Origin of the sequence: Clostridium frigoris, from assembly GCF_018861865.1 — a bacterium.
Lineage (GTDB): Bacteria > Bacillota > Clostridia > Clostridiales > Clostridiaceae > Clostridium_AD > Clostridium_AD frigoris.
Genome location: NZ_JAHLDV010000005.1, coordinates 102,505 through 124,630 on the forward strand (window position 1 = coordinate 102,505; position 22,126 = coordinate 124,630).

At 30.0% G+C, this 22,126-nt stretch carries 23 protein-coding genes and 9 tRNA genes; 9 read left to right on the top strand and 23 right to left on the bottom strand.

From position 1 onward, the window contains the following. Window positions 1–112: 112 nt before the first annotated feature. Entirely contained in the window at window positions 113–1,183 is a 1,071-nt protein-coding gene (locus KPL37_RS04050) for an NAD(P)H-dependent flavin oxidoreductase (RefSeq protein WP_216146141.1), read from the bottom strand. Window positions 1,184–1,494: 311 nt separating this feature from the next. Between KPL37_RS04050 and KPL37_RS04055 the strand changes: the two genes are divergently transcribed. Beyond that, window positions 1,495–1,989 carry a TspO/MBR family protein gene (locus KPL37_RS04055; protein WP_216146142.1) on the top strand — a complete coding sequence of 165 codons (495 nt, stop codon included), beginning with the start codon at window positions 1,495–1,497 and terminating at the stop codon, window positions 1,987–1,989. Window positions 1,990–2,020: 31 nt separating this feature from the next. After that, window positions 2,021–2,668: a tRNA-uridine aminocarboxypropyltransferase gene (locus KPL37_RS04060; RefSeq protein WP_216146143.1), complete on the top strand. Its 648-nt coding sequence runs from the start codon at window positions 2,021–2,023 to the stop codon at window positions 2,666–2,668. 85 nt (window positions 2,669–2,753) lie between these two features. On the opposite strand, the gene KPL37_RS04065 is transcribed toward KPL37_RS04060, so the two are convergent. Further along, window positions 2,754–3,068 carry a demethoxyubiquinone hydroxylase family protein gene (locus KPL37_RS04065; RefSeq protein WP_216146144.1) on the bottom strand — a complete coding sequence of 105 codons (315 nt, stop codon included), beginning with the start codon at window positions 3,066–3,068 and terminating at the stop codon, window positions 2,754–2,756. Between the two features lie 227 nt (window positions 3,069–3,295). Here KPL37_RS04065 and KPL37_RS04070 point away from each other — a divergent pair, with 227 nt between their 5' ends. Both KPL37_RS04070 and KPL37_RS04075 read left to right on the top strand, forming a co-directional pair. Next, on the top strand, window positions 3,296–3,940 hold the full coding sequence (locus KPL37_RS04070; RefSeq protein WP_216146145.1) for an undecaprenyl diphosphate synthase family protein: 645 nt from the start codon (window positions 3,296–3,298) through the stop codon (window positions 3,938–3,940). A gap of 129 nt (window positions 3,941–4,069) precedes the next feature. Next, window positions 4,070–4,243: a uracil-DNA glycosylase gene (locus tag KPL37_RS04075; RefSeq protein WP_216146146.1), complete on the top strand. Its 174-nt coding sequence runs from the start codon at window positions 4,070–4,072 to the stop codon at window positions 4,241–4,243. A 105-nt stretch (window positions 4,244–4,348) separates the two neighbouring features. Here KPL37_RS04075 and KPL37_RS04080 read toward each other — a convergent pair whose 3' ends face one another. The 4 genes from KPL37_RS04080 to KPL37_RS04090 all read right to left on the bottom strand — a co-directional run bounded on the left by KPL37_RS04080 (window position 4,349) and on the right by KPL37_RS04090 (window position 6,868). Then, the gene (locus KPL37_RS04080; protein WP_216146147.1) at window positions 4,349–4,564 is read right to left on the bottom strand and encodes a hypothetical protein; all 216 of its coding nucleotides are present in this window, start codon (window positions 4,562–4,564) and stop codon (window positions 4,349–4,351) included. A 265-nt stretch (window positions 4,565–4,829) separates the two neighbouring features. Then, entirely contained in the window at window positions 4,830–5,492 is a 663-nt protein-coding gene (locus tag KPL37_RS04085) for a hypothetical protein (protein WP_216146148.1), read from the bottom strand. 199 nt (window positions 5,493–5,691) lie between these two features. Beyond that, window positions 5,692–5,817, bottom strand: coding sequence for a hypothetical protein (locus tag KPL37_RS20040; protein WP_281418619.1), 126 nt, complete (start codon window positions 5,815–5,817; stop codon window positions 5,692–5,694). A gap of 61 nt (window positions 5,818–5,878) precedes the next feature. Then, window positions 5,879–6,868, bottom strand: coding sequence for a M23 family metallopeptidase (locus KPL37_RS04090; protein WP_216146149.1), 990 nt, complete (start codon window positions 6,866–6,868; stop codon window positions 5,879–5,881). Between the two features lie 232 nt (window positions 6,869–7,100). Between KPL37_RS04090 and KPL37_RS04095 the strand changes: the two genes are divergently transcribed. Both KPL37_RS04095 and KPL37_RS04100 read left to right on the top strand, forming a co-directional pair. Then, complete coding sequence (locus tag KPL37_RS04095) at window positions 7,101–8,087, top strand: DnaD domain protein (protein ID WP_216146150.1); 987 nt, start codon at window positions 7,101–7,103, stop codon at window positions 8,085–8,087. Further along, window positions 8,080–9,066 (top strand): ATP-binding protein, encoded by a 987-nt coding sequence (locus tag KPL37_RS04100; protein WP_216146151.1) that lies wholly within the window; start codon window positions 8,080–8,082, stop codon window positions 9,064–9,066. Before KPL37_RS04095 ends, KPL37_RS04100 begins: the two co-directional genes overlap by 8 nt. A gap of 150 nt (window positions 9,067–9,216) precedes the next feature. Here the strand turns inward: KPL37_RS04100 and KPL37_RS04105 are convergent. From KPL37_RS04105 to KPL37_RS04140, 8 genes are all read right to left on the bottom strand, one after another. Beyond that, window positions 9,217–9,288, bottom strand: a tRNA-Thr gene (locus tag KPL37_RS04105). A gap of 7 nt (window positions 9,289–9,295) precedes the next feature. Further along, window positions 9,296–9,372: transfer RNA gene (locus KPL37_RS04110), tRNA-Asp, on the bottom strand. A gap of 5 nt (window positions 9,373–9,377) precedes the next feature. Next, a tRNA-Val gene (locus KPL37_RS04115) sits at window positions 9,378–9,453 on the bottom strand. A 13-nt stretch (window positions 9,454–9,466) separates the two neighbouring features. Beyond that, window positions 9,467–9,541 (bottom strand) — tRNA-Glu (locus KPL37_RS04120). A gap of 15 nt (window positions 9,542–9,556) precedes the next feature. After that, window positions 9,557–9,631, bottom strand: a tRNA-Thr gene (locus tag KPL37_RS04125). A gap of 9 nt (window positions 9,632–9,640) precedes the next feature. Then, window positions 9,641–9,717: transfer RNA gene (locus KPL37_RS04130), tRNA-Asp, on the bottom strand. Window positions 9,718–9,722: 5 nt separating this feature from the next. Continuing rightward, window positions 9,723–9,798 (bottom strand) — tRNA-Val (locus KPL37_RS04135). 13 nt (window positions 9,799–9,811) lie between these two features. After that, window positions 9,812–9,886: transfer RNA gene (locus KPL37_RS04140), tRNA-Glu, on the bottom strand. Between the two features lie 329 nt (window positions 9,887–10,215). Between KPL37_RS04140 and KPL37_RS04145 the strand changes: the two genes are divergently transcribed. Continuing rightward, entirely contained in the window at window positions 10,216–11,448 is a 1,233-nt protein-coding gene (locus tag KPL37_RS04145; protein ID WP_216146152.1) for a BaiN/RdsA family NAD(P)/FAD-dependent oxidoreductase, read from the top strand. A gap of 585 nt (window positions 11,449–12,033) precedes the next feature. Here the strand turns inward: KPL37_RS04145 and KPL37_RS04150 are convergent. Beyond that, window positions 12,034–12,783: an acyl-[acyl-carrier-protein] thioesterase gene (locus KPL37_RS04150; RefSeq protein ID WP_216146153.1), complete on the bottom strand. Its 750-nt coding sequence runs from the start codon at window positions 12,781–12,783 to the stop codon at window positions 12,034–12,036. 275 nt (window positions 12,784–13,058) lie between these two features. Between KPL37_RS04150 and KPL37_RS04155 the strand changes: the two genes are divergently transcribed. Continuing rightward, window positions 13,059–13,652, top strand: a complete 594-nt coding sequence (locus KPL37_RS04155) for an ECF transporter S component (protein ID WP_216146154.1) — start codon at window positions 13,059–13,061, stop codon at window positions 13,650–13,652. Between the two features lie 39 nt (window positions 13,653–13,691). Here KPL37_RS04155 and KPL37_RS04160 read toward each other — a convergent pair whose 3' ends face one another. The 4 genes from KPL37_RS04160 to KPL37_RS04175 all read right to left on the bottom strand — a co-directional run bounded on the left by KPL37_RS04160 (window position 13,692) and on the right by KPL37_RS04175 (window position 18,294). Next, window positions 13,692–13,877 carry a DUF1858 domain-containing protein gene (locus tag KPL37_RS04160; protein ID WP_216146155.1) on the bottom strand — a complete coding sequence of 62 codons (186 nt, stop codon included), beginning with the start codon at window positions 13,875–13,877 and terminating at the stop codon, window positions 13,692–13,694. Window positions 13,878–14,136: 259 nt separating this feature from the next. Next, window positions 14,137–15,423 carry an adenylosuccinate synthase gene (locus tag KPL37_RS04165; protein WP_216146156.1) on the bottom strand — a complete coding sequence of 429 codons (1,287 nt, stop codon included), beginning with the start codon at window positions 15,421–15,423 and terminating at the stop codon, window positions 14,137–14,139. A 199-nt stretch (window positions 15,424–15,622) separates the two neighbouring features. Next, entirely contained in the window at window positions 15,623–17,035 is a 1,413-nt protein-coding gene (locus tag KPL37_RS04170; RefSeq protein WP_216146157.1) for an NAD(P)/FAD-dependent oxidoreductase, read from the bottom strand. A 296-nt stretch (window positions 17,036–17,331) separates the two neighbouring features. Beyond that, a complete protein-coding gene (locus KPL37_RS04175; RefSeq protein ID WP_216146158.1) occupies window positions 17,332–18,294 on the bottom strand; it encodes a 3'-5' exoribonuclease YhaM family protein in 963 nt (320 codons plus the stop codon). A gap of 324 nt (window positions 18,295–18,618) precedes the next feature. Here KPL37_RS04175 and KPL37_RS04180 point away from each other — a divergent pair, with 324 nt between their 5' ends. Further along, window positions 18,619–18,873: a hypothetical protein gene (locus KPL37_RS04180; RefSeq protein WP_216146159.1), complete on the top strand. Its 255-nt coding sequence runs from the start codon at window positions 18,619–18,621 to the stop codon at window positions 18,871–18,873. 1,001 nt (window positions 18,874–19,874) lie between these two features. Here the strand turns inward: KPL37_RS04180 and KPL37_RS04185 are convergent. The 4 genes from KPL37_RS04185 to KPL37_RS04200 form a co-directional block, all read right to left on the bottom strand. Further along, window positions 19,875–19,950: transfer RNA gene (locus tag KPL37_RS04185), tRNA-Thr, on the bottom strand. 32 nt (window positions 19,951–19,982) lie between these two features. Continuing rightward, the gene (locus KPL37_RS04190; RefSeq protein WP_216146160.1) at window positions 19,983–20,309 is read right to left on the bottom strand and encodes a TM2 domain-containing protein; all 327 of its coding nucleotides are present in this window, start codon (window positions 20,307–20,309) and stop codon (window positions 19,983–19,985) included. Window positions 20,310–20,452: 143 nt separating this feature from the next. After that, window positions 20,453–20,839: a hypothetical protein gene (locus tag KPL37_RS04195; RefSeq protein WP_216146161.1), complete on the bottom strand. Its 387-nt coding sequence runs from the start codon at window positions 20,837–20,839 to the stop codon at window positions 20,453–20,455. Between the two features lie 2 nt (window positions 20,840–20,841). Then, complete coding sequence (locus KPL37_RS04200; RefSeq protein WP_216146162.1) at window positions 20,842–21,897, bottom strand: ParM/StbA family protein; 1,056 nt, start codon at window positions 21,895–21,897, stop codon at window positions 20,842–20,844. Window positions 21,898–22,126: the final 229 nt, after the last annotated feature.

Consider the following 22,126-nt stretch of genomic DNA (forward strand, 5'->3'; position numbering starts at 1 on the left):
TATATTTTCATGTACTTTGATACTCAAAGTATATCTATGGAGTTGTAATTTGTCAATATTTTTACCATCTTAATGAAAATTTTTACATTTTTCTTTTGTGTATAGTAAACTATTAATTACGTTCTGCTTCTTCCTCAAGTTCAGTCATAAGTTCCTTAACTGTCACAATTTTATTTACTTTATAAGCATTGCTTCCAACAAAAATAAGTCCCTTATCTAAGTTCCCTCTTACTGCTTGTATAAGTGCTTCTGTAATACAATAGGGTGTAGTTTTAGGGTTGCATTTCTTAATGCATAGATAACACTTACTTACTTTGCAACCATTTTCCTCTACGTCTTTCATAAAATTATTGTTAATAGCACGTCCAGGCATACCTACCGGGCTTTTTACTATCTTAATATCTTCTTCTTTTGAATTAATATATGCCATTTTAAAATCTAAACTAGCATCACACTCATACGTCGCCACAAATCTAGTAGCCATTTGTACACCAGCTGCACCTATTTTTATTAATTCTGAAATATCGGTGCCAGTATAGACTCCACCAGCAGCTACTACTGGAATTTTCTTGTTATATTTCTCTTCAAAAGGCTTAATTGCCTCTATAACTTCTTTAACTATTTGCTTTAAATCTTGTGCTTTCTTCTCAAGTAGTGATTCCAAAGAAAAACCAAGATGACCCCCAGCCTCTGGGCCTTCAACAACAATTAAATCCGCGGCACAATTATTTTTTCTGTCCCACATCTTTGATATAACTATAGCTGCCTTTGCTGACGATACTACAGGTGCAAGTTTTGTTTTAAATCCTTTGGCTATTTTGGGTAAATCAAGTGCAAGCCCTGCACCAGATATTATTAAATCTATACCTTCTTCTAAAGCTACCGTTGTTAGTTCATCATAATTATTCATAGCTACCATAATATTTATTCCAAGTATACCCTTAGGACTTAATTCTCTAGCTCGCCTAATTTCATTTCTTAATGCTCTTTTGTTTGCTTCCTTTGCATTAGTTGCAAAGTCTTTTTCATTAAATCCAATTTGTGCAGTAGATATTATCCCAATACCACCCTCATTTGCAACAGCTGATGAAAGCTTCGATAAAGATACTCCTACTCCCATACCACCTTGAATTATAGGAATACGTGCTATTAATTCTCCAATTTTTAAAGGAGGTAACTTCATAATTATCCTCTCCCTTTGCTTAGATTTTCAACTAGTTTGATAGTCAAAGTATATATATTTTTATATTCTATGTCAAGATAAAAGTATCTTACAACTAATGCAAATGTTTTTTAATAACAGAATCTTTAATTTTCATTCTTTTTAGTATTTATAGCAGTTTAATGTATGCTTTTACTTTGCCTAATATCATTACTAATTATACAAACCTTTTATAGGTATAAAACAACTCCTAAACAAGTATATTATAAAATATACTTGCTTATATTTACCCAAAACTATACTCAAAATAATTATAGAAAGGAAGATAAAATATGTTTACTATTTTTAAGGTAAATGGTAAAAAAAATATTATTGCTCTTATTATTAGCATTTTGATTGCACAAGGCATAGGTTTCTTAAGTGGTTTTTTAAGCATGAGCGGTCCGAGCGTCTATGAAGATTTTAATAAACCTTTTTTTTCGCCCCCTGGATGGATTTTTCCTATTGTATGGACAATATTATTCTTTTTAATGGCTGTAGCTGCTTATAGGATTTGGATGGCTTACAAATCCGGAGTTGATGTAAAAAAAGCATTAATTTTATATGGTTTTCAATTGTTTTTAAATTTTCTTTGGTCCATTATATTCTTTAGGTTTAGACTATATGCTATAGCTTTTTTAGAGTTACTTCTATTATTAGTATTTATTCTTCTAACTACTTTTGAATTTTATAGGATTGATAAACCCGCAGCTTATCTTATGATTCCATATATCGCTTGGGTATCATTTGCTGGAGTTTTAAATTATACTATATGGATGCTTAATTAAAATTTGTATTATTAAATACTTAGGAGGAAATATGAACTCAAATTATAAAATAAAACAAATAACAAGTCTGTATAACAGTTGTAACCAATGTGGATTGCCTATTATAAATTGCATCTGTTCTGCAGCACCTAAAATAAAAACCAATTCAAAAATTTGGATTCTATCTACGGAAAAAGAATTTTACAGACCTTCTAATACTGCAAGACTATTAAAACTCATAAATCCACATTCCACAGAGCTTTTTCTTTGGGAAAGAACAAAATTTCCAGAAAAATTAATAACAAATTTAAATAATGATATTTATGAACCATTTTTGCTTTTTCCCATAGAAAATAACGAAACCAAGTGTAGAAAAATTGAATACAAAAGTTCAGAAAAAATCCCTGCCTTTATTATCATAGACGGTACATGGAAAGAAGCACGGAAAATACTTAGGAAAAGTTTCTATTTAGAAAACCTCCCAATTATTTCATTAAACCCAAGCTTTAAGTCTATATATGATTTAAGAAGAGGTGCAAAGGACGGTAATTTATGTACAATAGAAGCTGCAATAGAAATATTAACTATAAATGGCGAGATTAAAGCTTCACAAGTAATCGATGAATTTTACAATTTATTCTTAAAGAGTTATAAGGCTGGCTTAAGTGGTCACAAACTTATACCCTCTAATAAAAATTGAAAATACCATCCAAAAGGATAGTATTTTTAATTATTATTAATATCTAAAATAACCATATTAAAAACTAATAATCTTACAATAAAAATTACTGAATCGGTTGCTGAAAATTTTGAGATTGCTGATCTTTAATTTTCTGTTTACCTTCCTCCATGAATTGTGAATCCTTTGGCGATAACATGTACAAAACTTCTTGAAGCTCACCAACATGCCTTCTTTCTTCATCTGCGATATGATTCAAAACTTTTTTAACTCTTTCATCAGTTGTAGACATTGAATGAGCTTCATAACCTATGATAGCCTCAAGTTCACCTGAAATATCAACGCGAATTGCTTGTGCAAGCTCATCATTTGACATTTGTCTTGGTACATTCGCAACAAATGGATTTCCTAATAACGCCATAGTTTCATCCTCCTTTTTAAACTTAGATGTATTTTTAGCACCATCATGATATTTTATTCATTTATCCGCAAACTAAATTCTAGCTAAGATTTTAGTATATCACCCTTTATAATTCCCCCTATGAGATTAAATTATTAATTGTTCTATAATTATTATGGATTAATGTATAAATAATGGATATAATATGATTTATAACTTGTAAAAATTTATAATTAAAGGGTGGTAATATGAGAATACCAAATCATATCGGAATAATTCCCGATGGAAATAGAAGATGGTCCGTAGATAATGGTTTATCTAAAGACAAAGGATATACCTATGGATTAGATCCTGGTCTATCTTTGTATAAGCTTTGCAAAGATGCAGGTGTAAAAGAAATAACTTATTACGGTTTTACTACAGATAATACCAAAAGACCAGCACTGCAAAGAGAAGCTTTTGTTAACGCTTGCGTAGATGCTGTAAAGCTTTTAAGTACACAGGATGCCGATTTATTAGTAGTAGGGAATTGTGATTCACCTATGTTTCCAAAAGAGTTACTTCCTTTTACTACGCGTAAAACCTTTGGCAAAGGCGGTATAAAAATAAATTTCCTAGTAAACTATGGGTGGGAATGGGATCTTAGTAACCTCAACCAAAACAAAAGTAGCAAAAGGAGTAATATAATTAATTGTATCAAAACTAAAGATATTTCTAGAGTAGATTTAATTATTCGTTGGGGTGGTAGACGTCGTCTTAGTGGTTTCTTACCAATACAGTCCATTTATTCTGATTTTTATATTATAGATGACCTTTGGCCTGATTTTAAATCTGAGCATTTAACTAACGCTTTAAATTGGTATGATCAGCAAGATGTAACCCTTGGTGGTTAATTTTATATTTTCTATATAGATATAGGTCTAAAACAAACTATATCTATTTTTTTATGCACTAAAATATGCTATTATTAATGAAATAATATTTTTAAACTTACATAATATTATTTCATCAAAGGAGCTCTTATGGTTATTAAAAAAATAAATTGTTGTAAATGCATATATTACTATATTACTTGGGATCCAGCTTACCCTAAAGGATGTAAACTTTATGGTTTTAAATCTGCAACTTTACCTTCCATATTAGTAAAACAATCATCTGGGATAGCTTGTGCTAAATTTACACCAAAGGTAAAGTAAGTAAGTGTTTTATGGTACCTGCTAATAAAATTACAAATTAAGGCACATAAATAAAACTTTATACTATTATAACTTTGATTATATACGCTGTGCCCTAATTAAATGTTAATCTATAACTTTATTATTTTGATCAACTACCTCATATGCGTAAGCCTGAATTTCTTCTTGCCTTATTGTCCCATCACCATTAATTCCTGTAACTATAGTGGGTATATTTACTAACTTACTTTCTATACCTTCGATTTTTACATATCTGTCTAGACCATCCTTAAGTTTTTCACATTCTTCTTGTCCTAATTGTCGCCCCTTTACACTTCTCAAAATTCATCACTCCTCTCGAATATTAGGATTTTCATTTACAGTAAATATATACTTTGTAGATTTTAGAAACACTTTTCAGAAAAAAATAATGATAATAATATAGTATTGATAAAAAACATAAAATTTATCCTCAAAAAAATAGAAACGCCTATTAAGCGTTTTTAATATAACTTTAAAATTCTGATTTTCAAAAAATTATTACAATGTATAAAACACTACTTCTATTCCATGAATAGATTAATAAGTATTATGTCCATCTTTATACCTACTTTCTTATAATTTGATTGACCCCAATTATACCATTATGTTTTAAGTTTCTAATGAAATTATAAGTATATTCACCATTTGAATTCTCAACAAATGCTTTAATCCATTCATGTCTAAGGTTATAAAATATATTTACATCTCCCTCTACTGTTTCCCAATAGCTTTTATGAATGCAACTTGTAGTTTCCCATTCAAATATATCATCTTCAGATTTTATAGGTCTTGTTACTCTATCACAAGGCATACCTTCTAACAAGTAATTATTAAGTGCATTAAATACATCTTCTGGATTTTTCGACATTTCTTTTGCTCTTGAAATCTCTCCCACGATTTCACCTTGCTTCACGAAACATTCATGTGCAATAACCTCTGCTTCTGTTTCATTTTTTTTAGTCATTTCTGTTATTATAAATGCTATTCTCGTTTCAGCTTTTTTGATTTTATCCTGAAGCCAACCATGAATATTAGATACGTCAATTATATCCTCGATGCTTTTGCTTGTGTCTATTGGACTACCATAAACCAGTGATTTTTCAATAACATCCTTTGCATTATCACCGTATTTATCTATATAAACTTTTTTTAAGTTTGACTCTAAATCTTCTGCCAATAAAATCTTACTAAATATCCACGTGTGGATTGGTGCTAAAAAAGCGCTCATTATTATTCCTCCAATATTTATTGTTTAATTTACAAATCTATATCTCAATAATACTGTATATAAAATAAACTTACGGTAACCTACGTTACAATTTTATATAATATTTCATCCAAAAAAATAAAGAGAGCATAAAATACTCTCTTTATAATCCATCTTTTATTAAACTTAACTATCGCTTTCACTTGTTAAATAAGTTTAATTATTCATCAAATCTTATTGCTGATTTACGTTTTTCCTTTTTCATATCAGATTCTTCAATAATCTCTGGCTTTTTAGATTTATTATCCTTTTTCTTAGCTGGTGTACTCATTTCTTTATATGGCATAAACTCACCCCTTTATAAAGTATTTTTCACTTTTAATATAATTTTATTCATATATTTATTTTCACCTTATATATTTTTCAGGATTTTTAGGTTCTCCATTCACTCTTAGTTCAAAATGCAGATGTGGACCTGTACTATGCCCCGTGCTTCCTACCTCTCCTATTTTCATGCCTTCCTTTACTATATCACCTTTTTTCACAACAATAACACTACAATGTGCATACATGGTTTCTATGCCACAACCATTATTAATCTTTATTACATTACCATATCCATCTTCCCACGCTGAATAAGTAATAGTGCCATCTAATACGGCATCTATTGATTCCCCAAAATTTGCGGCTATATCAATTCCTTTATGCATTTTTCCCCATCGTGTTCCAAACCCTGAACTTATATGGCCTCTTGATGGACTAGTTATTGATTCAGATTGAAGTATTTTGATTTTTTTTATTCCACTGTTTACTTCTTTAACCGTTATTAATGGTGTTTTATCTTTGATGTTATATTGTGCTATTTCACTAATAATTTCTGAGTTTTCATGCAAACTTCCTATTTTAACTTTAACTGGTTCATAACTAATTTTATTTTCTACATTTGTTTTTAAAGTTTTAGTTAATTTTGCTCTCTTATAATCATCTTGCATAGAATTAAGAATTGCTTTCCCTTGCTTTTCAGATGTTACATCTGCAACTTTTCTATTATCCGATTTCATTAAAAATGCATCAACTACTATATTAAATTTTTTTAACATAACTTTTTTGAGTTCATCATTATTCATAAAACTATCAGCATCATCCACTTTTACTTTAGTTAAAGTAAAATCTTCTATTATTGTAGCGTTACTATATTTCGATTTGAGCTCACTTTTAAACTCCCTATATGTTTTATTAAAGTCTATCCTACTTTTTACAAAAGTAATAGTATTTCCTCCTCTGGAAACTTTATATCCATAAAATTTGTATACATTAAAATATAAAATTGTAGTAGTAAGTATCATTGTTGTAAGTAACACAAAAATAACACTTTTGTTTCGTCTTAAAGTATTCAATATTATACCTCCTATAACATTTACTTAATATACCCTTTTTTACCACATATTAAACAATATTTAAATATTCTTTTATTTATATTTTTAACTATATGGTATACTATAGGTTGAATAATAAAATTTTTATAGACTAAAATGTAGTGTATACTTTATTGTTTACGCTATATAGATAAACTTAATTTTAGATGTTAAAATAATAATTTTAAAATATAAAAAGGAAGGTAGTGACTTTATGAGCACTTTCATGTTTAAAAATGAAAATTATAAATATACTCCTGTGAGTAATATTTTTATAGATAAGTTTATGCCTAAAGCTAGAGGAGAATTTGTTAAAGTTTATCTTCTCGGACTAAAATATTGTACTTCTGGAGAAATAGGTGCTACTTCTTCAGTAATAGCAAATACACTCGGACTTCTAGAAACTGATGTTGTTAATGCTTGGAGCTACTGGAACGATGAAAACATAATTAAAATGACTCCCATTGATAATATGGGTAATTTTAATATTGAATTTTTAGACCTGTTAGATGTTCCAGATGAGAATATACAAAATATAAATTTACTCAAGGAATTAAACAACTCTTCAATAAAAGGCATGCTACAGGATATTGAAAAACTATTAGCCAAACCATTGTCACCAAAAGAAATGACAATGTACCTAAGTTGGCAAAAAGATTATAATTTCCCCCCAGAATTAATACTTCTATTAATTCAATATTGCGTGTCAAAAGGTAAAGTTGATTATAGGTACATTGAAACCATTGCCATTGCATGGCATGATGCGGATATTAAAAATATTGAAGACGCCCAATCTTATATAAAGAAACACGAAGATAAATGGATAAATATTAGAAAAATATTAAATTATTTAGGGATTAAAGCTCCTGATATAATGAAACCTCAAGAGCAAATACTAGATAAATGGCTAAATGTTTATAAATTTTCTCTAGAAATTATATTTAAAGCTTGTGATATTTGTTTTGATAGACTTAGCAGAGCCGATTTTAAATATATTGATGGAATTCTAAATAGTTGGTTTAAAGATGGCATAAACTCCTTAGAGGATATAGAAAAGAAAGATAAAAAACATGCGATTACTAGCAAACGCAATACTGCTGGTGGTAAACCTGCTAAAGGTAGTTTTAATGATTATGAACAAAGAGCTTATGATTTTGATGAACTAGAAAAAAAACTACTAGGATGGGATAAAAATGATTAAAGGATATCAGACCAAAATATTAGGTATGTATGATGAAATAAGACAAAAAGAAGAATCTGACTATAGAAACAGAAAAATTCATATAGAAAAAACGCATCCTGAAATTATTGAAATAGATCGAAAAATAGGTAGGTTATGTATTGAGTTATCCATTAGTGCATTGAAGAGTATTGATAATAGAGAAGGGTATTTACATAATTTAAAAGAAAAAATAATGGATCTAAGAGTAAAAAAATCTGAACTATTAGTCTCTAATGGATTTGACATGGAATACTTGAATTTACATTATAGATGTAATAAATGCCGCGACACTGGATTTATTGGAAACACTAAATGTTCTTGCTTCAAACAAAAGGTTGTTGATGTTTATTATACTGGATCTGAATTAAAAAACATGCTAAAAACTCATAATTTTGATAATTTTAAATTAGATTATTATCCTTCTAGAAAAAGTGAACTCCAATCAGAGTCACCAAAAAAGAATATGGAAAAAATTCTATCTAAATCTATGAACTTTTTAAAAAACTTCCATACAAGTGATGAAAACCTGTTGTTTTATGGAAGTTCTGGAACAGGAAAAACTTTTCTGTCTCATTGCATTACAAAAGAATTAATTGATAAAGGTTCTTTTGTAGTGTATAGGACTGCCGAGGAATTAATAAGGGCCTTAAAAGATATTAGGTTTAATAACAATAGTTCTTTAGAAGAATTACTAATAGATTGTGACTTACTTATTATTGACGATTTAGGTACTGAGCAACTTTCAGATTTTAATAAAGCTGAAATGTTTAACTTACTTAACACTAAATTATTAAAACAAAAAAAAATGTTAGTTTCCACTAATTTAACTCTTGAGAGCTTACTTAAAACCTATTCTGAAAGAATAACTTCTAGATTAATGGGCAATTTTACACTTTGTAAATTTTTTGGGGATGATATAAGAATAAAGAAAAATTTAAATAAATCTAAACATTATTAATTAATAACAAAGTACATATTACCATAAATGCTTTTATGGTAATATGTACTTTCTATTATTAAACCATCTTTCTTTTGGAATGTTCATATACTATAATAATCTTTTATCAAATCAAAAAAAGTACTAAACAAATGTTTAGTACTTTTCTGAAGCTAGCAATAGGAATCGAACCTACAACCTGCTGATTACAAGTCAGCTGCTCTACCGTTGAGCCATGCTAGCAAAAATATGGCGACTCAGAAGGGACTCGGACCCTCGACCTCTGCCGTGACAGGGCAGCACTCTAACCAACTGAGCTACTGAGCCATATATGGTGGGAACAACAGGGTTCGAACCTGTGACCCTCTGCTTGTAAGGCAGATGCTCTCCCAGCTGAGCTATGCTCCCATATATGTTTTGTTGGTGACTCCTAGGGGAATTGAACCCCTGTTACCACCGTGAAAGGGTGGTGTCTTAACCGCTTGACCAAGGAGCCTTATTAAGTTTTAAATGGAGCTAGCAATAGGAATTGAACCTACAACCTGCTGATTACAAGTCAGCTGCTCTACCGTTGAGCCATGCTAGCTAATGAAAATGGCGACTCAGAAGGGACTCGGACCCTCGACCTCTGCCGTGACAGGGCAGCACTCTAACCAACTGAGCTACTGAGCCATATATGGTGGGAACAACAGGGTTCGAACCTGTGACCCTCTGCTTGTAAGGCAGATGCTCTCCCAGCTGAGCTATGCTCCCATATATGTTTTAGTGGTGACTCCTAGGGGAATTGAACCCCTGTTACCACCGTGAAAGGGTGGTGTCTTAACCGCTTGACCAAGGAGCCATAGTCGTTGTCACTTTATTAATTATGTAGTTGGGTCTCGCAACCCGACATAGACTATAATACCCAATTTATCTTAGTGTGTCAACATGTTTTCTTGTTTTTTTCATTCTTTTTTTTTAATATGCTGCTTAACTCTAGTGGTTCCAACGGTTTAACCCACAAATAAAAATTATAGTTTTTTTTGATATATTCCTATTCATTACTAAATTTATGGACATATTAAATGATTTATATAAAATTCATGTTCATCTTAATCATTTTAGGGTAAAATTATAATCAAACAATTTATATTTTATAAACATAATTTTTTCTCGAAGGGAGAGATTTTTTTGAAACATTCTCTTATAATAGTTGGCGGAGGCGCTTCCGGTCTAACAGCTGCTCTTATAGCCAAGGATTTTGGTATAGATGTAGCGATAATTGAAGGAAGCGACAGAATTGGCAAAAAAATATTAACTACCGGTAACGGTAGATGTAACATTAGTAATGATCATATAAATAATGATAGATACCATAGTGATAACCCTGGTTTCTTTACAAACACCCTAAATTCTTTTTCTTCATCGGATACTATAGCTTTTTTCGCCTCTTTGGGCATACCTTTGGTGACCGTAGATGGAGGTAAAATGTTTCCTATGTCAATGCAAGCCTCATCAGTTCTTGATATATTAAGGTTTGCTCTAGACGAAAAAAATATTCCTGTCTATACAAACACTAAAGCTAAGGAAATCAATAAAACTAAGAATGGTTTTAGAATTTCCAGCTCCGATAATAGTATATATGAATGTGACAGGTTGATTATTGCAACCGGTGGCAAATGTGCCCCTAAAACAGGTTCTGACGGCTCCGGCTATACATTGGCAAGACAATTGGGTCACAATGTACTTCCTCAATTACCTGCCCTTGTACAGCTTAAATTAAACTATAGTAGATTAAAAGCTTTATCTGGAGTAAAATTTGATGGTTATGGAGAAATATTTATAAATGGTTTATGTATTCAAAAGGAATTTGGAGAAATACTCTTTACGGACTACGGTATTTCTGGACCTCCAATACTTCAACTTAGTAGAACTGCAGCTTATGGCTTATCAAAAAAGAATAAAGTTTCTTTAAAAATTGATATGTTACCACATATCAGCCGCGAAGATTTACCACAATTTTTAAGCAAACATTGGTCATTATTTGAAAGTCGCGACCTTTGTGATTCATTTATCGGTATAATTCACAAGAAAATGATTCCAATAGTTTTAAAAGAAGCCAAAATAGAAGATATGCACAAACCTTGCTACGACTTGGATCAAATAGAAAAAAAAGCTATTTATGATTTGCTTAAACATTGGCAATTTGAAGTATCAGGCACTAATTCTTTTTCAAATGCTCAAGTCACTGCAGGAGGCATAAATACAAAAGAAATTAATCCTCAAACTCTAGAATCTAACATTATAAAGGGCCTATTCTTTTCAGGTGAAATATTAGATGTTGATGGTGATTGCGGTGGTTTTAACCTTCAATGGGCGTGGAGTTCTGGTGCTGTCGCAGGCAAAAATGCTTCCAAAAGATAGTCTTAGTGTTTTCTTATATTATGCTATAACTAAAAGTATAGGTTGCTTGAATGCTTCACTTAGCCAAGTAATTCTAAATTAACTTTATTGTAAGATACTAAAAAGTGCAAACTCGCTAACGCTCAAACAAGCACTTTTCTTAACGCATCTTTCCATAAAGTTAATTAAGAATTGCTAAGGCACATTCAAATGCATTCTTATCAACCTATACTTTTGTTAGCATAATATAAGAAAAATATATGATTTATCCAATTAACATACCTAACCTCTAAACAGAATGACTTAGATTTTTCATTTTCCCTAAACATACTCTATCGTTAATATTATCAACCTAGCACTTTTGTATTTTTTCTTATATTATATTAACAAAAGGATAGATTGCGTAGGATTCATTTAACAAACCATAGTAATTCTAATTTGTTTTATTTACAGATGCGTGGAGAAAATCACATGTTTGAGCGAAAGCGAGTTTGTGATTTTTAGCATATGTAAATAATATAAATTTTAGAATTACATGGTGAAGTGAAAGAAATCTGAGCAATCTATCCTTTTCATTAACAATATATAAGATAATCTATTTGTCTACTATACCCAGATACTTTCTAAAAGAGTCAGTTCAATTCCTTCTTCGTTTACTATTCTATGTCTACATATCGTTTTATCAACTTCTTTTATCACCTGCGTGCTTACTTTTATAACTTCACCGTATTTTGTTTCCTTGATGTAGGTTACTTTAATATTTTTAAGTTCTTTATTTAATATAATCTCCTCAGGTATTGTCTCTATTGCCCATGCTGCATATTTAACATTGTTTACATGCATATTTGTATCAATATCACTATATCTTACCTGGAAACTTTTCTCACTATCTACTTCATTTATTGATAATATATTCTCAATGTTTATTAAAGTGTTCGGACTATCCTCTATACCATAAACTTCATACATATCTTTTGTAACTCTTATTGGTCTTCTTCTATCTGTATTTATTAAAATCCAAACTGAATCAGCATGTCCTATTTTATCTCCTTTACCATCAAAGATATCATATTTTCTATCTGCATAAAATTTTTTAAAAGAATGTGCAAAGGTCTCCACCCTTATAGTCTCATTAAGTAGTGGGTATGACTCCATTGTTATGTCCCATTTATATAAGACCCAGGCCATTTTGTTATCTTTAAGGTAGTCTATTCCAACTCCCAAAGTTTCACTTTGGTACATTGCCATATCTCCTAGATAATTCATTATGCTTGTAATCAAAACTCTTTTTTGTATATCTACTTCATAATAATGAACATTATACTCTCTGCCAGTAACTACTGGAATTTTACTCATGTTATCACTCCTATATTTTTTATGAGTACATAATATCTACTAATTTTATGATTACCAATTTTCTTTGTCCTTAAATTATATCAAATAAAATCACTTAAATATTCACTAATATACTACTATAAATATAAAGTTTGATAATTTTTTATTTATCTATGTAATTATTATAAAAAAAGTGATAAAATATTGTTGTCAGTATTCATTATGAAACTGAACTATAAATAAGGATTATGAATAGGTCGACTTATATCCTTATGGAATAAGAGCGGAGGGAACACATGATTAATAATAATTCTATTAAACTAAAAAGAATAAAAACAAGTGAACTTACAACTATTGGTATGCTATCAGCGGTTTGCGTAGTACTTGGGTTAACTGGATATGGTTTTATTCCACTTCCTGGTGCCAAAGCTACTATAATGCACATTCCGGTCATTATAGGTTCAATTATAGGTGGCCCTATAGTTGGAATGACCATTGGTTTAATATTTGGTATTTTTAGTATTATACAAAACATAACTGCCCCCAATATACTATCTTTCGCGTTTATAAACCCTTTAGTATCTGTATTACCAAGGGTTCTTATTGGTTTTACTTCATACTATGTTTATAAACTAAGCTTTGGTAAAAATGAAAATCTAAGAATTGGACTTGCAACCGTAATTGGTTCTTTAACTAACACCTTTGGGGTTCTAACTATGGTATATATTTTATATGCAGCTAAATTTGCCGTTTCTAAGGGCATAGATCCTTCCATTGCTGCAAAAACTATTTATAGCATTGCTATAATAAACGGTGTTCCAGAAGCCATCATAGCTACTGTAATTACCATTCCTGTTATATTGGCTATTAAAAAAATAAGAAGAACTTAAAAAACAAGACACTTAGCATTTGCTAAGTGTCTTAATTTTTTATGCGTTTATTGCAGTCATTAATTCTTCTAAATTAAGACCATGGACCATTGAAGCTTCTTCTAATGTTTCAGCTTGTGCTGAAGGGCATCCAACGCAACCCATTCCAAAGTTCATTAATATTTGTACTGATTCTGGTTTTTGTCTTACAACTTCTCCTATTGTCATATCCTTAGTTATTTTCATATTATATACCTCGCTTTATTTTAATTTGAAATAATTATATCAGAATTTGATTAATTAATAAATAAAAATATTCACTAACTATAATTATCATTGTATTCTATATACTTAAACTTTACTAGTACGCACTTTTTTAATCTTTAGTACCAATTTGTATACCTCATATATGTTTTCTATATTATTTATATTTTCCTATAATATAATAAACATACATAAGTTTTAAATAAACTTTATACAATATGTAGATATAAATATATATTTACTATATTTCAGTTAATACCATTGTTTGATCTCTTTTAGGCCCTACTGAAACTATTGAAACCTTAACACCTGTAAACTCTTCTATTCTCTTTAAGTATATTTTTGCATTTTCAGGAAGTTCTTCATAACTTCTTGCATCTGCTATACTTACATCCCAACCATTAAATTCTTCATATACTGGCACGCACATAGCTAAATCCTCAAGGCTTGCTGGGAAATAGTCTATCATACTGCCCTCAAATTTATATCCTACACAAATCTTAATTTTTTCAAGTCCTGCTAATGTATCTATTTTGGTTACAGCAAAGCTTGTGATTCCAGAAACTCTTGCTGCCGATTTTAATATAACAAGGTCAAGCCAACCACATCTTCTTGCTCTGCCTGTTGTTACACCAAACTCAAAACCTTTTTCGCGAATCCATTCTCCTGTTTCATCCTCAAGTTCTGTTGGAAATGGTCCTTTTCCTACTCTTGTAGTATAAGCCTTAGCTACCCCTACAACGCTTGTAATCATAGTAGGTCCTATTCCTGCCCCAACACAAACTCCACCTGCAATAGTGTTTGATGAAGTTACAAAAGGGTATGAACCATAATCTATATCAAGTAGCGTACCTTGTGCTCCTTCAAATAAAACATCTTTTCCTGACTTTATTGCGTCAAAAACTTTAACCGATATATCTTTGACATATGGTCTCATCCTCTCTGCATAATCTAAGTACTGTGTATATATAGTGTCAAAATCTAAAGATTTTCCACCCAAAACTTTCGTTATTATATCATTCTTGATTTTTAAATTAGTTTTAAGTTTTTCTTTTAGAACATCTTTTTTCATCAAGTCACAAACTCTGATTCCACTTCGTTCAAACTTGTCAGTATAACAAGGGCCTATGCCTTTTTTGGTAGTTCCAATGTCATTTTTACCTCTTGCTATCTCATATAAATTATCTAACTCTTTATGATAAGGCATTATAACCTGTGATCTATCACTAATCATTAATCTTTCAGGCGTTATGCTTTCTCCTAAATTTTGTAAATAGTCCATTTCTTTAAATAAAGCCTCTGGATCTACAACTACACCATTACCTATTACATTTAATTTATCTTTATATAGTATTCCTGATGGTATTAAGTGAAGTTTGTATTCCTTGTCTCCTACAACTACTGTGTGACCTGCATTATTTCCGCCTTGGAACCTGACTACAACGTCTGCTCCCTCAGCAAGATAATCTGTCATCTTACCTTTACCTTCATCACCCCACTGGGCCCCTAAAACAATAAATGCTGACATATAAATTCCTCGCTTTCTTCAATTCACAATAAATTTCTTAGATTCTTTGGCGCTCAAGCTTTATTGCCTATTATGTTTACTTTATATTTGAATTATACACTTTAAACATTCATATAACCAATTATTTAAATTAATCATCATCTTCGATGCTGTAATCATCATCGGAGGTGTTGTAATCATCATCTTCGATGCTGTAATTTTAATCTTCCTTTGTAATTATATCTCTTGCCACTATTACTCCAGTTACAGATGCCTGCATTAACCCTCTAGTTATTCCTGCCCCATCCCCTATAGTATACAAATTGTTAATCGCTGTTTCAAATTTATCATTAGTACTAAATTTACTAGAATAGAACTTAACTTCCACACCATACAATAATGTATTTTTGCTATATAAACCTGGTGCTATCTTGTCAAAGGCTTTTAATGCTTCTACAATAGAAGTTAAATGTCTTTGTGGTAATACAAAACTTAAATCACCTGGTACTGCTGATTTTAGGGTAGGCAATGTAGTTGACTTACTTAATCTATTAACATCTGTTCTTCTTCCCTTTAGTAAATCCCCGAGTCTTTGAACCATTATCCCCCCACCAGTTAACATGTTGCCTAGCTGAGCTATATATTTCCCATAACCAATAGGTTGATTAAACGGCTCTGTAAAACTAGTAGATACAAGCATTGCAAAGTTTGTATTGCCTGTTCTAAGTTTTTGATCTGAATAACTATGACCATTTACAACTGCAATGGTATTATCATCATAATACTCTGCTGAAACTACTCCACCTGGATTCATACAGAAGGTTCTAACCTTATTACCAAAGGTATCAGAATAATAAACTAATTTCGCCTCATATAAGTCCTTTGTTAGATGATCCATAACAGAGTTAGGCACCTCAACTCTTACCCCAATATCTACTGCATTATTAGTGACCTTTATACCATGTTTTTTAGCTTCTTTTGCAATCCACTCAGCCCCACCCCTACCTGGTGCTGCTACAACATACTTCGCATTAACCTTAAATACACCGTCTTTATTCTTTAATAATACTCCAGTAGCTTTATTGTCCTCAATTATTATCTCTTCTACTTCACTAAGTTCAACAAATTCTGTATTTGTATTATCTATTAAGTGATGATACATAGATTTTAAAACCTCATATGCAAGTTCTGTTCCTAAATGCCTAACTGGGCACTCAACAAGACGAATATTGTGTTTGCTTGCTTCATATTTAACATCCTCTACTTTATCACTATTAAGTCCATATACCTTTTTATTCGCTCCAAATTTTATATATATATCGTCACAATACTTTATTAACTTTTTTGATTCATCTTCAGAAAAATATTCTAGAAGTCTTCCTCCAACTTCTGGGCTTAACGAAAGCTTACCATCTGAAAAAGCTCCAGCTCCAGCCCATCCATATGTTATTCCACAAGGATTACATTTAACACATTTGCCATTGATCCTCGCTGGACATTTTCTTTTCTCTATATTTCTTCCTTTATCAACTATAAGTACGCTGAGTTCAGGCTTTTTATTAGCAATTTCCAGTGCGGTAAATATTCCTGCTGGACCGGCTCCTACAATAATTACATCGTAATTTTTTTTCATTTCATAAGCCTCCTTATATTACTCCGTAGAGAATAAAAATTATTAATGGTTGCCATACTCTTTAATATTAGCAGAGCAATATTAATCAGTCAATATAAAATACGAATATTAGTAATCTATTTTTGATAATAGTTCGTGTATGTTTTTACTAAAGTACTCTATCATCAAATTTAAAATAAAAAATGCACTTATTCGCATTTATTGAATAAGTGTATTTTTATATTAGGTAATTACAAACCGATCTACTATACTTTTCAATTTTTCAAAGTTTATCAAGTTTATTAAAATATTTTTGCCTATTTCTTAAGAAAACTATTATAAATACTTATATTATCTAAGGATCTTATCCTTTCTGAAAACTTACCTTCTTTTGTATCCCCTACAGCTTTATTCATATCATACATTCTTGCGTCCATTATGTCTAAATGATGTAACATCTCTGCTTCTGGTATCATTGGTTTTTTAGGACTTCCATATTCCGCTTCATAATGATGCGCTAGTACCATATGTTCTAATAACATTGTTACTTCTTTATCTGCTTTAACCTCAATGCTTGCTGTTTCTATCATCTTAACCCCTTGTACTATATGTCCTAAAAGTTGACCTTCAACAGAATACTCACTTACAATTCCAAGTTCACTAGCATTCATCTCATATATTTTCCCAATATCATGAAGTATTATACCTGCATATAATAAATCTGTATTTAGAAAAGTATAAATCTCGCTTAATTTTTCTCCTGCCTTAAGCATGGTCGTTGTATGATATAGGAGCCCTGATCTTATAGCATGGTGATTAGACTTAGCGGCCGGGTAATGCATTAATTTCTCTTCATTATAAGTTAAAATATTAGTAACTATATTTTGAATATCTGTATTTTTAATTTTAGATAAGTAGTTTAAAACATCATCATACATTTTTTCTGGTAAATAAGGTGCTACAGCAACATAATCACAAATATTTACGTTATCTTTTTCCTCAGTTAATCTTATTGCTTCAATTTTTAATTGAAGTTTTCCTCTCCACTCATTTACAGTTCCCTTAATTTTAACTAATATGCTTTGTTTGAACTTATTTTCTAATTCATCATTGCACTCCCAAAGTTTTGCATTTATATCACCTGAAGCATCTCCTAAATTAAAATCCAAATATTTATTTGTATTACTATTATTAGAAACCTTTGCATCAACGGACTTTATAACAAAAAATCCTTCAATCCTATCACCCTTTTTTATTTCACTTATCTTTTTCATTTCCATATTTATCTCCTTATATTGTAATAAATGTACTATATAATACGTTATGATGGTACAAGTGGCTAATACTTCTACACATATAAAATAAATCACATAACTTTAATACCACTTTAAATTATACATCATTAATTGTTTATAAATTAAACTAATTGTTTTATAGCTTACCTTTTTTAATACTGCAGCTCCACAGGAGATGATTTAATAAATGTTTAGATCTAATGTTTAAAATTATAAACAAATATAAATTTCCTATGATTTCCAGAATATTTTACCTTTGCTAAACTATACAGCATAAGTTATAATTTTGATAATAATGGAGGTGTTCACATGAACGTTGATTTTTCTAATATTAATCTTAATACCATTATTATGTTTGCATTAGCCTTATTGCTTGCTTATCTTGGTATTTCTGTATTTAAAATGATTGGAAGGATATTAAGTATAGCACTTGGTATATTTCTTTTAATATATGTGCTTCAACAAGTAGGTATTACTGTTCCTGTATTAACAGATATTCTTACCATCTTACTAAATATAATAACTCCAATTATAGATACTATTAGATCTTTAATTGGTTTGTAAACATCAATAAAATTTATTTTCAATGAAAAAATTAGTAGGACAAGCTTAAATACACTTGTTTTACTAATTTTTTTCTATTACATGTTTGCTTCTTATTACATATTTTTGCTTTTATTTACATCATTGTAACATAAAATAATGATTTTTTATATGCTTATAATTTAACATGATGTTATATACTAAACCTTTTATACTACTTATGATTATCCATAGGCTTATTTTATGTAACACAAAATTTACGAGGTGATAATTGTATAAAAAGGTAGAAAAAAATAGAAAGCTCTAAACATGAATTAATTCATGTACGAATACGTGAAGATTTATCAAACTCTTTAGAAAGTTTTTACAAGATTATTCTTAAATAAACGCTCACAAAAAAGTAGTTAAGATTAAACCTTAACTACTTTTCTAACTTGCTATTATTTTAATAATTTTGACCCTCTATACATCTGCTTAAAAATTCTTACCACAAGCAACTAATTTTTTACCACTTTTTATTAATTTACTTTTATCTATTCCAACCTTAACTTTTATCTTTTTCATATAAATCCAACCTCACCTTATATATAATTACACTTCAAGTGCTTAAATATTAACCTTTTAACTTCTTATTTTCATATCTACTAGTATTATTACCAATAATATTTCATCTTAATCAACTTCCATTACTATATATATGTTAAATATATATATATAATACTTGTATATGAATAACTCAAAATTTATACCTTATAATATGCTTGATGATTAATTATAGGTGGATTTATCTTTTATTCAAAATCATTTTTCTTATATAATAATAGTTGTACTATTCAATTAATTACTCCCTGAAATCACAGTATTCATAAAAAAAAATATTAAAAAAATGAAGATACGCAAAATAATATTCCTAGCCCTTAAATATAATTATTAGATGTTTGTATGTATAAACAATAAAAAATAAGTGTATCAAGATGATCTAAAAATCATCTTGATACACTTATTTTTATTTACTTCACAATTGGAGCTGAAAAAGGGGATCGAACCCTCGACCTACGCGTTACGAGTGCGTCACTCTACCAACTGAGCTATTTCAGCATATATTAAGAACTTCTAACTATTTCATTTATCTAATAACGATACAGATTCTTGTTAAGCTTTAATCCATTTGCATCAGTAAATGCATTTGTAACAATCAAAATTAAATCAATTAACACCCATATTCCAAAACCACCAAAAGTTAAAATCATTAAAACCCCTGTACCAATTTTACCTACATAAAACCTATGAATACCGACTGTGCCAAAAAAAATACACAACAATAAAGTAATTAGCCAGTTTTTTGAGCTAATATTTCGTTCCTGATTCATATTTGTTTGAATCAATAAGTTAATACCACAAATTTTACAAAAATTAGATCCATCATCATTTTGAGAATTACAATTATGACAGAACATTAAATCACCCTTTTTTATATTATTTGAAATCTCTCATTTATATTCTATCATATGTGTCAATACTTTACTATATGTACGAAACAAGAGTTTTTTAATAAGATAACTTACACAGTAAAAAAGAGTGACTTTTACGTCACTCATATCTATAAAGACATATCTTTTACGCAATTAAGCCTTTTCATATACTCACTTTCAACAGAATCTATGTCGCTTTGTTGTTGCTCTTTTACTTTTTTAACATTAACCGAATCACTAGTTTTCAAATTAGAACCCGGCATAGCATTTTTAAAAAGATCCCCCACTATATTACCTATATATTCTTTTACCTCAGGATTATCTAAAATATTTGCGATATCTACTGTATCTAGTTTTTTAACTTTATCGCCGTAATCCCTATAAAACCTTAGAGCCTGCTTAATAAGTTTGGAATTATTAATACCTTTTTTCTCCATACTACTCACATAATTAATTAAATCTTTGTCTGTCTCATCTCCTAAATTTGATGATACAGTTTTACGGAGTGCACCCATGATTATTGCCTCTCATCAGTGGTTGCAGCAACTTCTTTATTTCCATCCAAGTATTCAAGCACCAAAAGTTCTTTATATCTTTCAGCAAATAGTATAGCGTTAGCACATTGAGGATTCTTATCTTCTATTAATTTTGGCTCAGTTTTTTTAAACTCGCTTTGTAAATAATCTAATAATAACGCAGCTGGTCCACCTATTATTCTTATATCCTTGCAAGTATTTGGTTTAAAAGAACTATTAATTGAACTTATAGCTTTCTCTACATAAGGTCTTAACACTAAGTCTTTAATATCTTGAATAATACTAGCTTCTCCAAATGGTAATTCATTGTCTTCTAAAAATTCAATAGCATCTGATATATCATAATTACCATCAGACCCTTCAGCTGAGTTAAACTTAGTAAGAAGCGCTTCTATTGTTGGCTCAAACCCATGTTGTGCAAAGCTACTAGCCTTAGTCATTCCAAGAACCTTGTTACCAAACTCATCTTTTTCATATTTCCAGTGAGAAACATCTAAAGTGCCACCACCAAAATCAAGAAGCAACATTGGGTAAGTGAATGTTTCCATAGTTTCAGCACTTAATGTGCCCCCTTGCTTAAATACTTGTACATCTATAATTTCTATATCATATGTTACATTATTTATAGTTATAGATTGCTTCTCCATCTTCTTGATTTCATTTTTTAGTGGAACACTATGATCTATATAATATTCTGCAGGAAGTCCCACTGCAAGTCTTACCTTTATATTAGTTTCACCCTTAAAACTTAGTGCAATGGCATTAAGTAGGTTTAACTTATAATGGTCTGACATATATTTGTTAGGTTCCATATTTAGTTTACCTTCCTTATTTCCTACAGTAAATAACTTACCATTCCAAATAATATTACTTATTCCTGTAGCTCTTGACCCATGTTTGCTTACCGCTGATACTCGACTAGCAAAAGTTACATTTGTACTCGTTTTTGTAAATGTATTTCCTATATCTACAGTTAATACTGATGCCAATACTTTATTTAATACGGGGTATTTTTTTGATATTTCTGTTAAGTTCATTATTTTTTCCTCCTAAATTTTTCTAATTGTTCTTTCTTGTTATATATTCTATATTTTAGGTTGATATCCTTCTTTTAATTTCTTTATTTGCAAATATTTATAAATATACATATAATTATTTATTTTTATACCTGTAAATATATATATGTATATTTACAAATGTATACATATATAAATATATTAAAGAAAACCCACTTAATAAAATACCCATGATGACGACCTTTTTCTT

Bases quoted from the DNA above. Each gene is read 5' to 3' on its own strand.
- KPL37_RS04095 (WP_216146150.1), top strand. From the start codon at position 7,101: ATGAGCACTTTCATGTTTAAAAATGAAAATTATAAATATACTCCTGTG.
- KPL37_RS04170 (WP_216146157.1), bottom strand. From the start codon at position 17,035: ATGAAAAAAAATTACGATGTAATTATTGTAGGAGCCGGTCCAGCAGGA.
- KPL37_RS04180 (WP_216146159.1), top strand. From the start codon at position 18,619: ATGAACGTTGATTTTTCTAATATTAATCTTAATACCATTATTATGTTT.
- KPL37_RS04075 (WP_216146146.1), top strand. From the start codon at position 4,070: ATGGTTATTAAAAAAATAAATTGTTGTAAATGCATATATTACTATATT.
- KPL37_RS04155 (WP_216146154.1), top strand. From the start codon at position 13,059: ATGATTAATAATAATTCTATTAAACTAAAAAGAATAAAAACAAGTGAA.
- KPL37_RS04200 (WP_216146162.1), bottom strand. From the start codon at position 21,897: ATGAACTTAACAGAAATATCAAAAAAATACCCCGTATTAAATAAAGTA.
- KPL37_RS04050 (WP_216146141.1), bottom strand. From the start codon at position 1,183: ATGAAGTTACCTCCTTTAAAAATTGGAGAATTAATAGCACGTATTCCT.
- KPL37_RS04195 (WP_216146161.1), bottom strand. From the start codon at position 20,839: ATGGGTGCACTCCGTAAAACTGTATCATCAAATTTAGGAGATGAGACA.
- KPL37_RS04160 (WP_216146155.1), bottom strand. From the start codon at position 13,877: ATGAAAATAACTAAGGATATGACAATAGGAGAAGTTGTAAGACAAAAA.
- KPL37_RS04175 (WP_216146158.1), bottom strand. From the start codon at position 18,294: ATGGAAATGAAAAAGATAAGTGAAATAAAAAAGGGTGATAGGATTGAA.
- KPL37_RS04060 (WP_216146143.1), top strand. From the start codon at position 2,021: ATGAACTCAAATTATAAAATAAAACAAATAACAAGTCTGTATAACAGT.
- KPL37_RS04165 (WP_216146156.1), bottom strand. From the start codon at position 15,423: ATGTCAGCATTTATTGTTTTAGGGGCCCAGTGGGGTGATGAAGGTAAA.
- KPL37_RS04055 (WP_216146142.1), top strand. From the start codon at position 1,495: ATGTTTACTATTTTTAAGGTAAATGGTAAAAAAAATATTATTGCTCTT.
- KPL37_RS04190 (WP_216146160.1), bottom strand. From the start codon at position 20,309: ATGTTCTGTCATAATTGTAATTCTCAAAATGATGATGGATCTAATTTT.
- KPL37_RS20040 (WP_281418619.1), bottom strand. From the start codon at position 5,817: ATGCCATATAAAGAAATGAGTACACCAGCTAAGAAAAAGGATAATAAA.
- KPL37_RS04100 (WP_216146151.1), top strand. From the start codon at position 8,080: ATGATTAAAGGATATCAGACCAAAATATTAGGTATGTATGATGAAATA.
- KPL37_RS04070 (WP_216146145.1), top strand. From the start codon at position 3,296: ATGAGAATACCAAATCATATCGGAATAATTCCCGATGGAAATAGAAGA.
- KPL37_RS04150 (WP_216146153.1), bottom strand. From the start codon at position 12,783: ATGAGTAAAATTCCAGTAGTTACTGGCAGAGAGTATAATGTTCATTAT.
- KPL37_RS04085 (WP_216146148.1), bottom strand. From the start codon at position 5,492: ATGAGCGCTTTTTTAGCACCAATCCACACGTGGATATTTAGTAAGATT.
- KPL37_RS04065 (WP_216146144.1), bottom strand. From the start codon at position 3,068: ATGGCGTTATTAGGAAATCCATTTGTTGCGAATGTACCAAGACAAATG.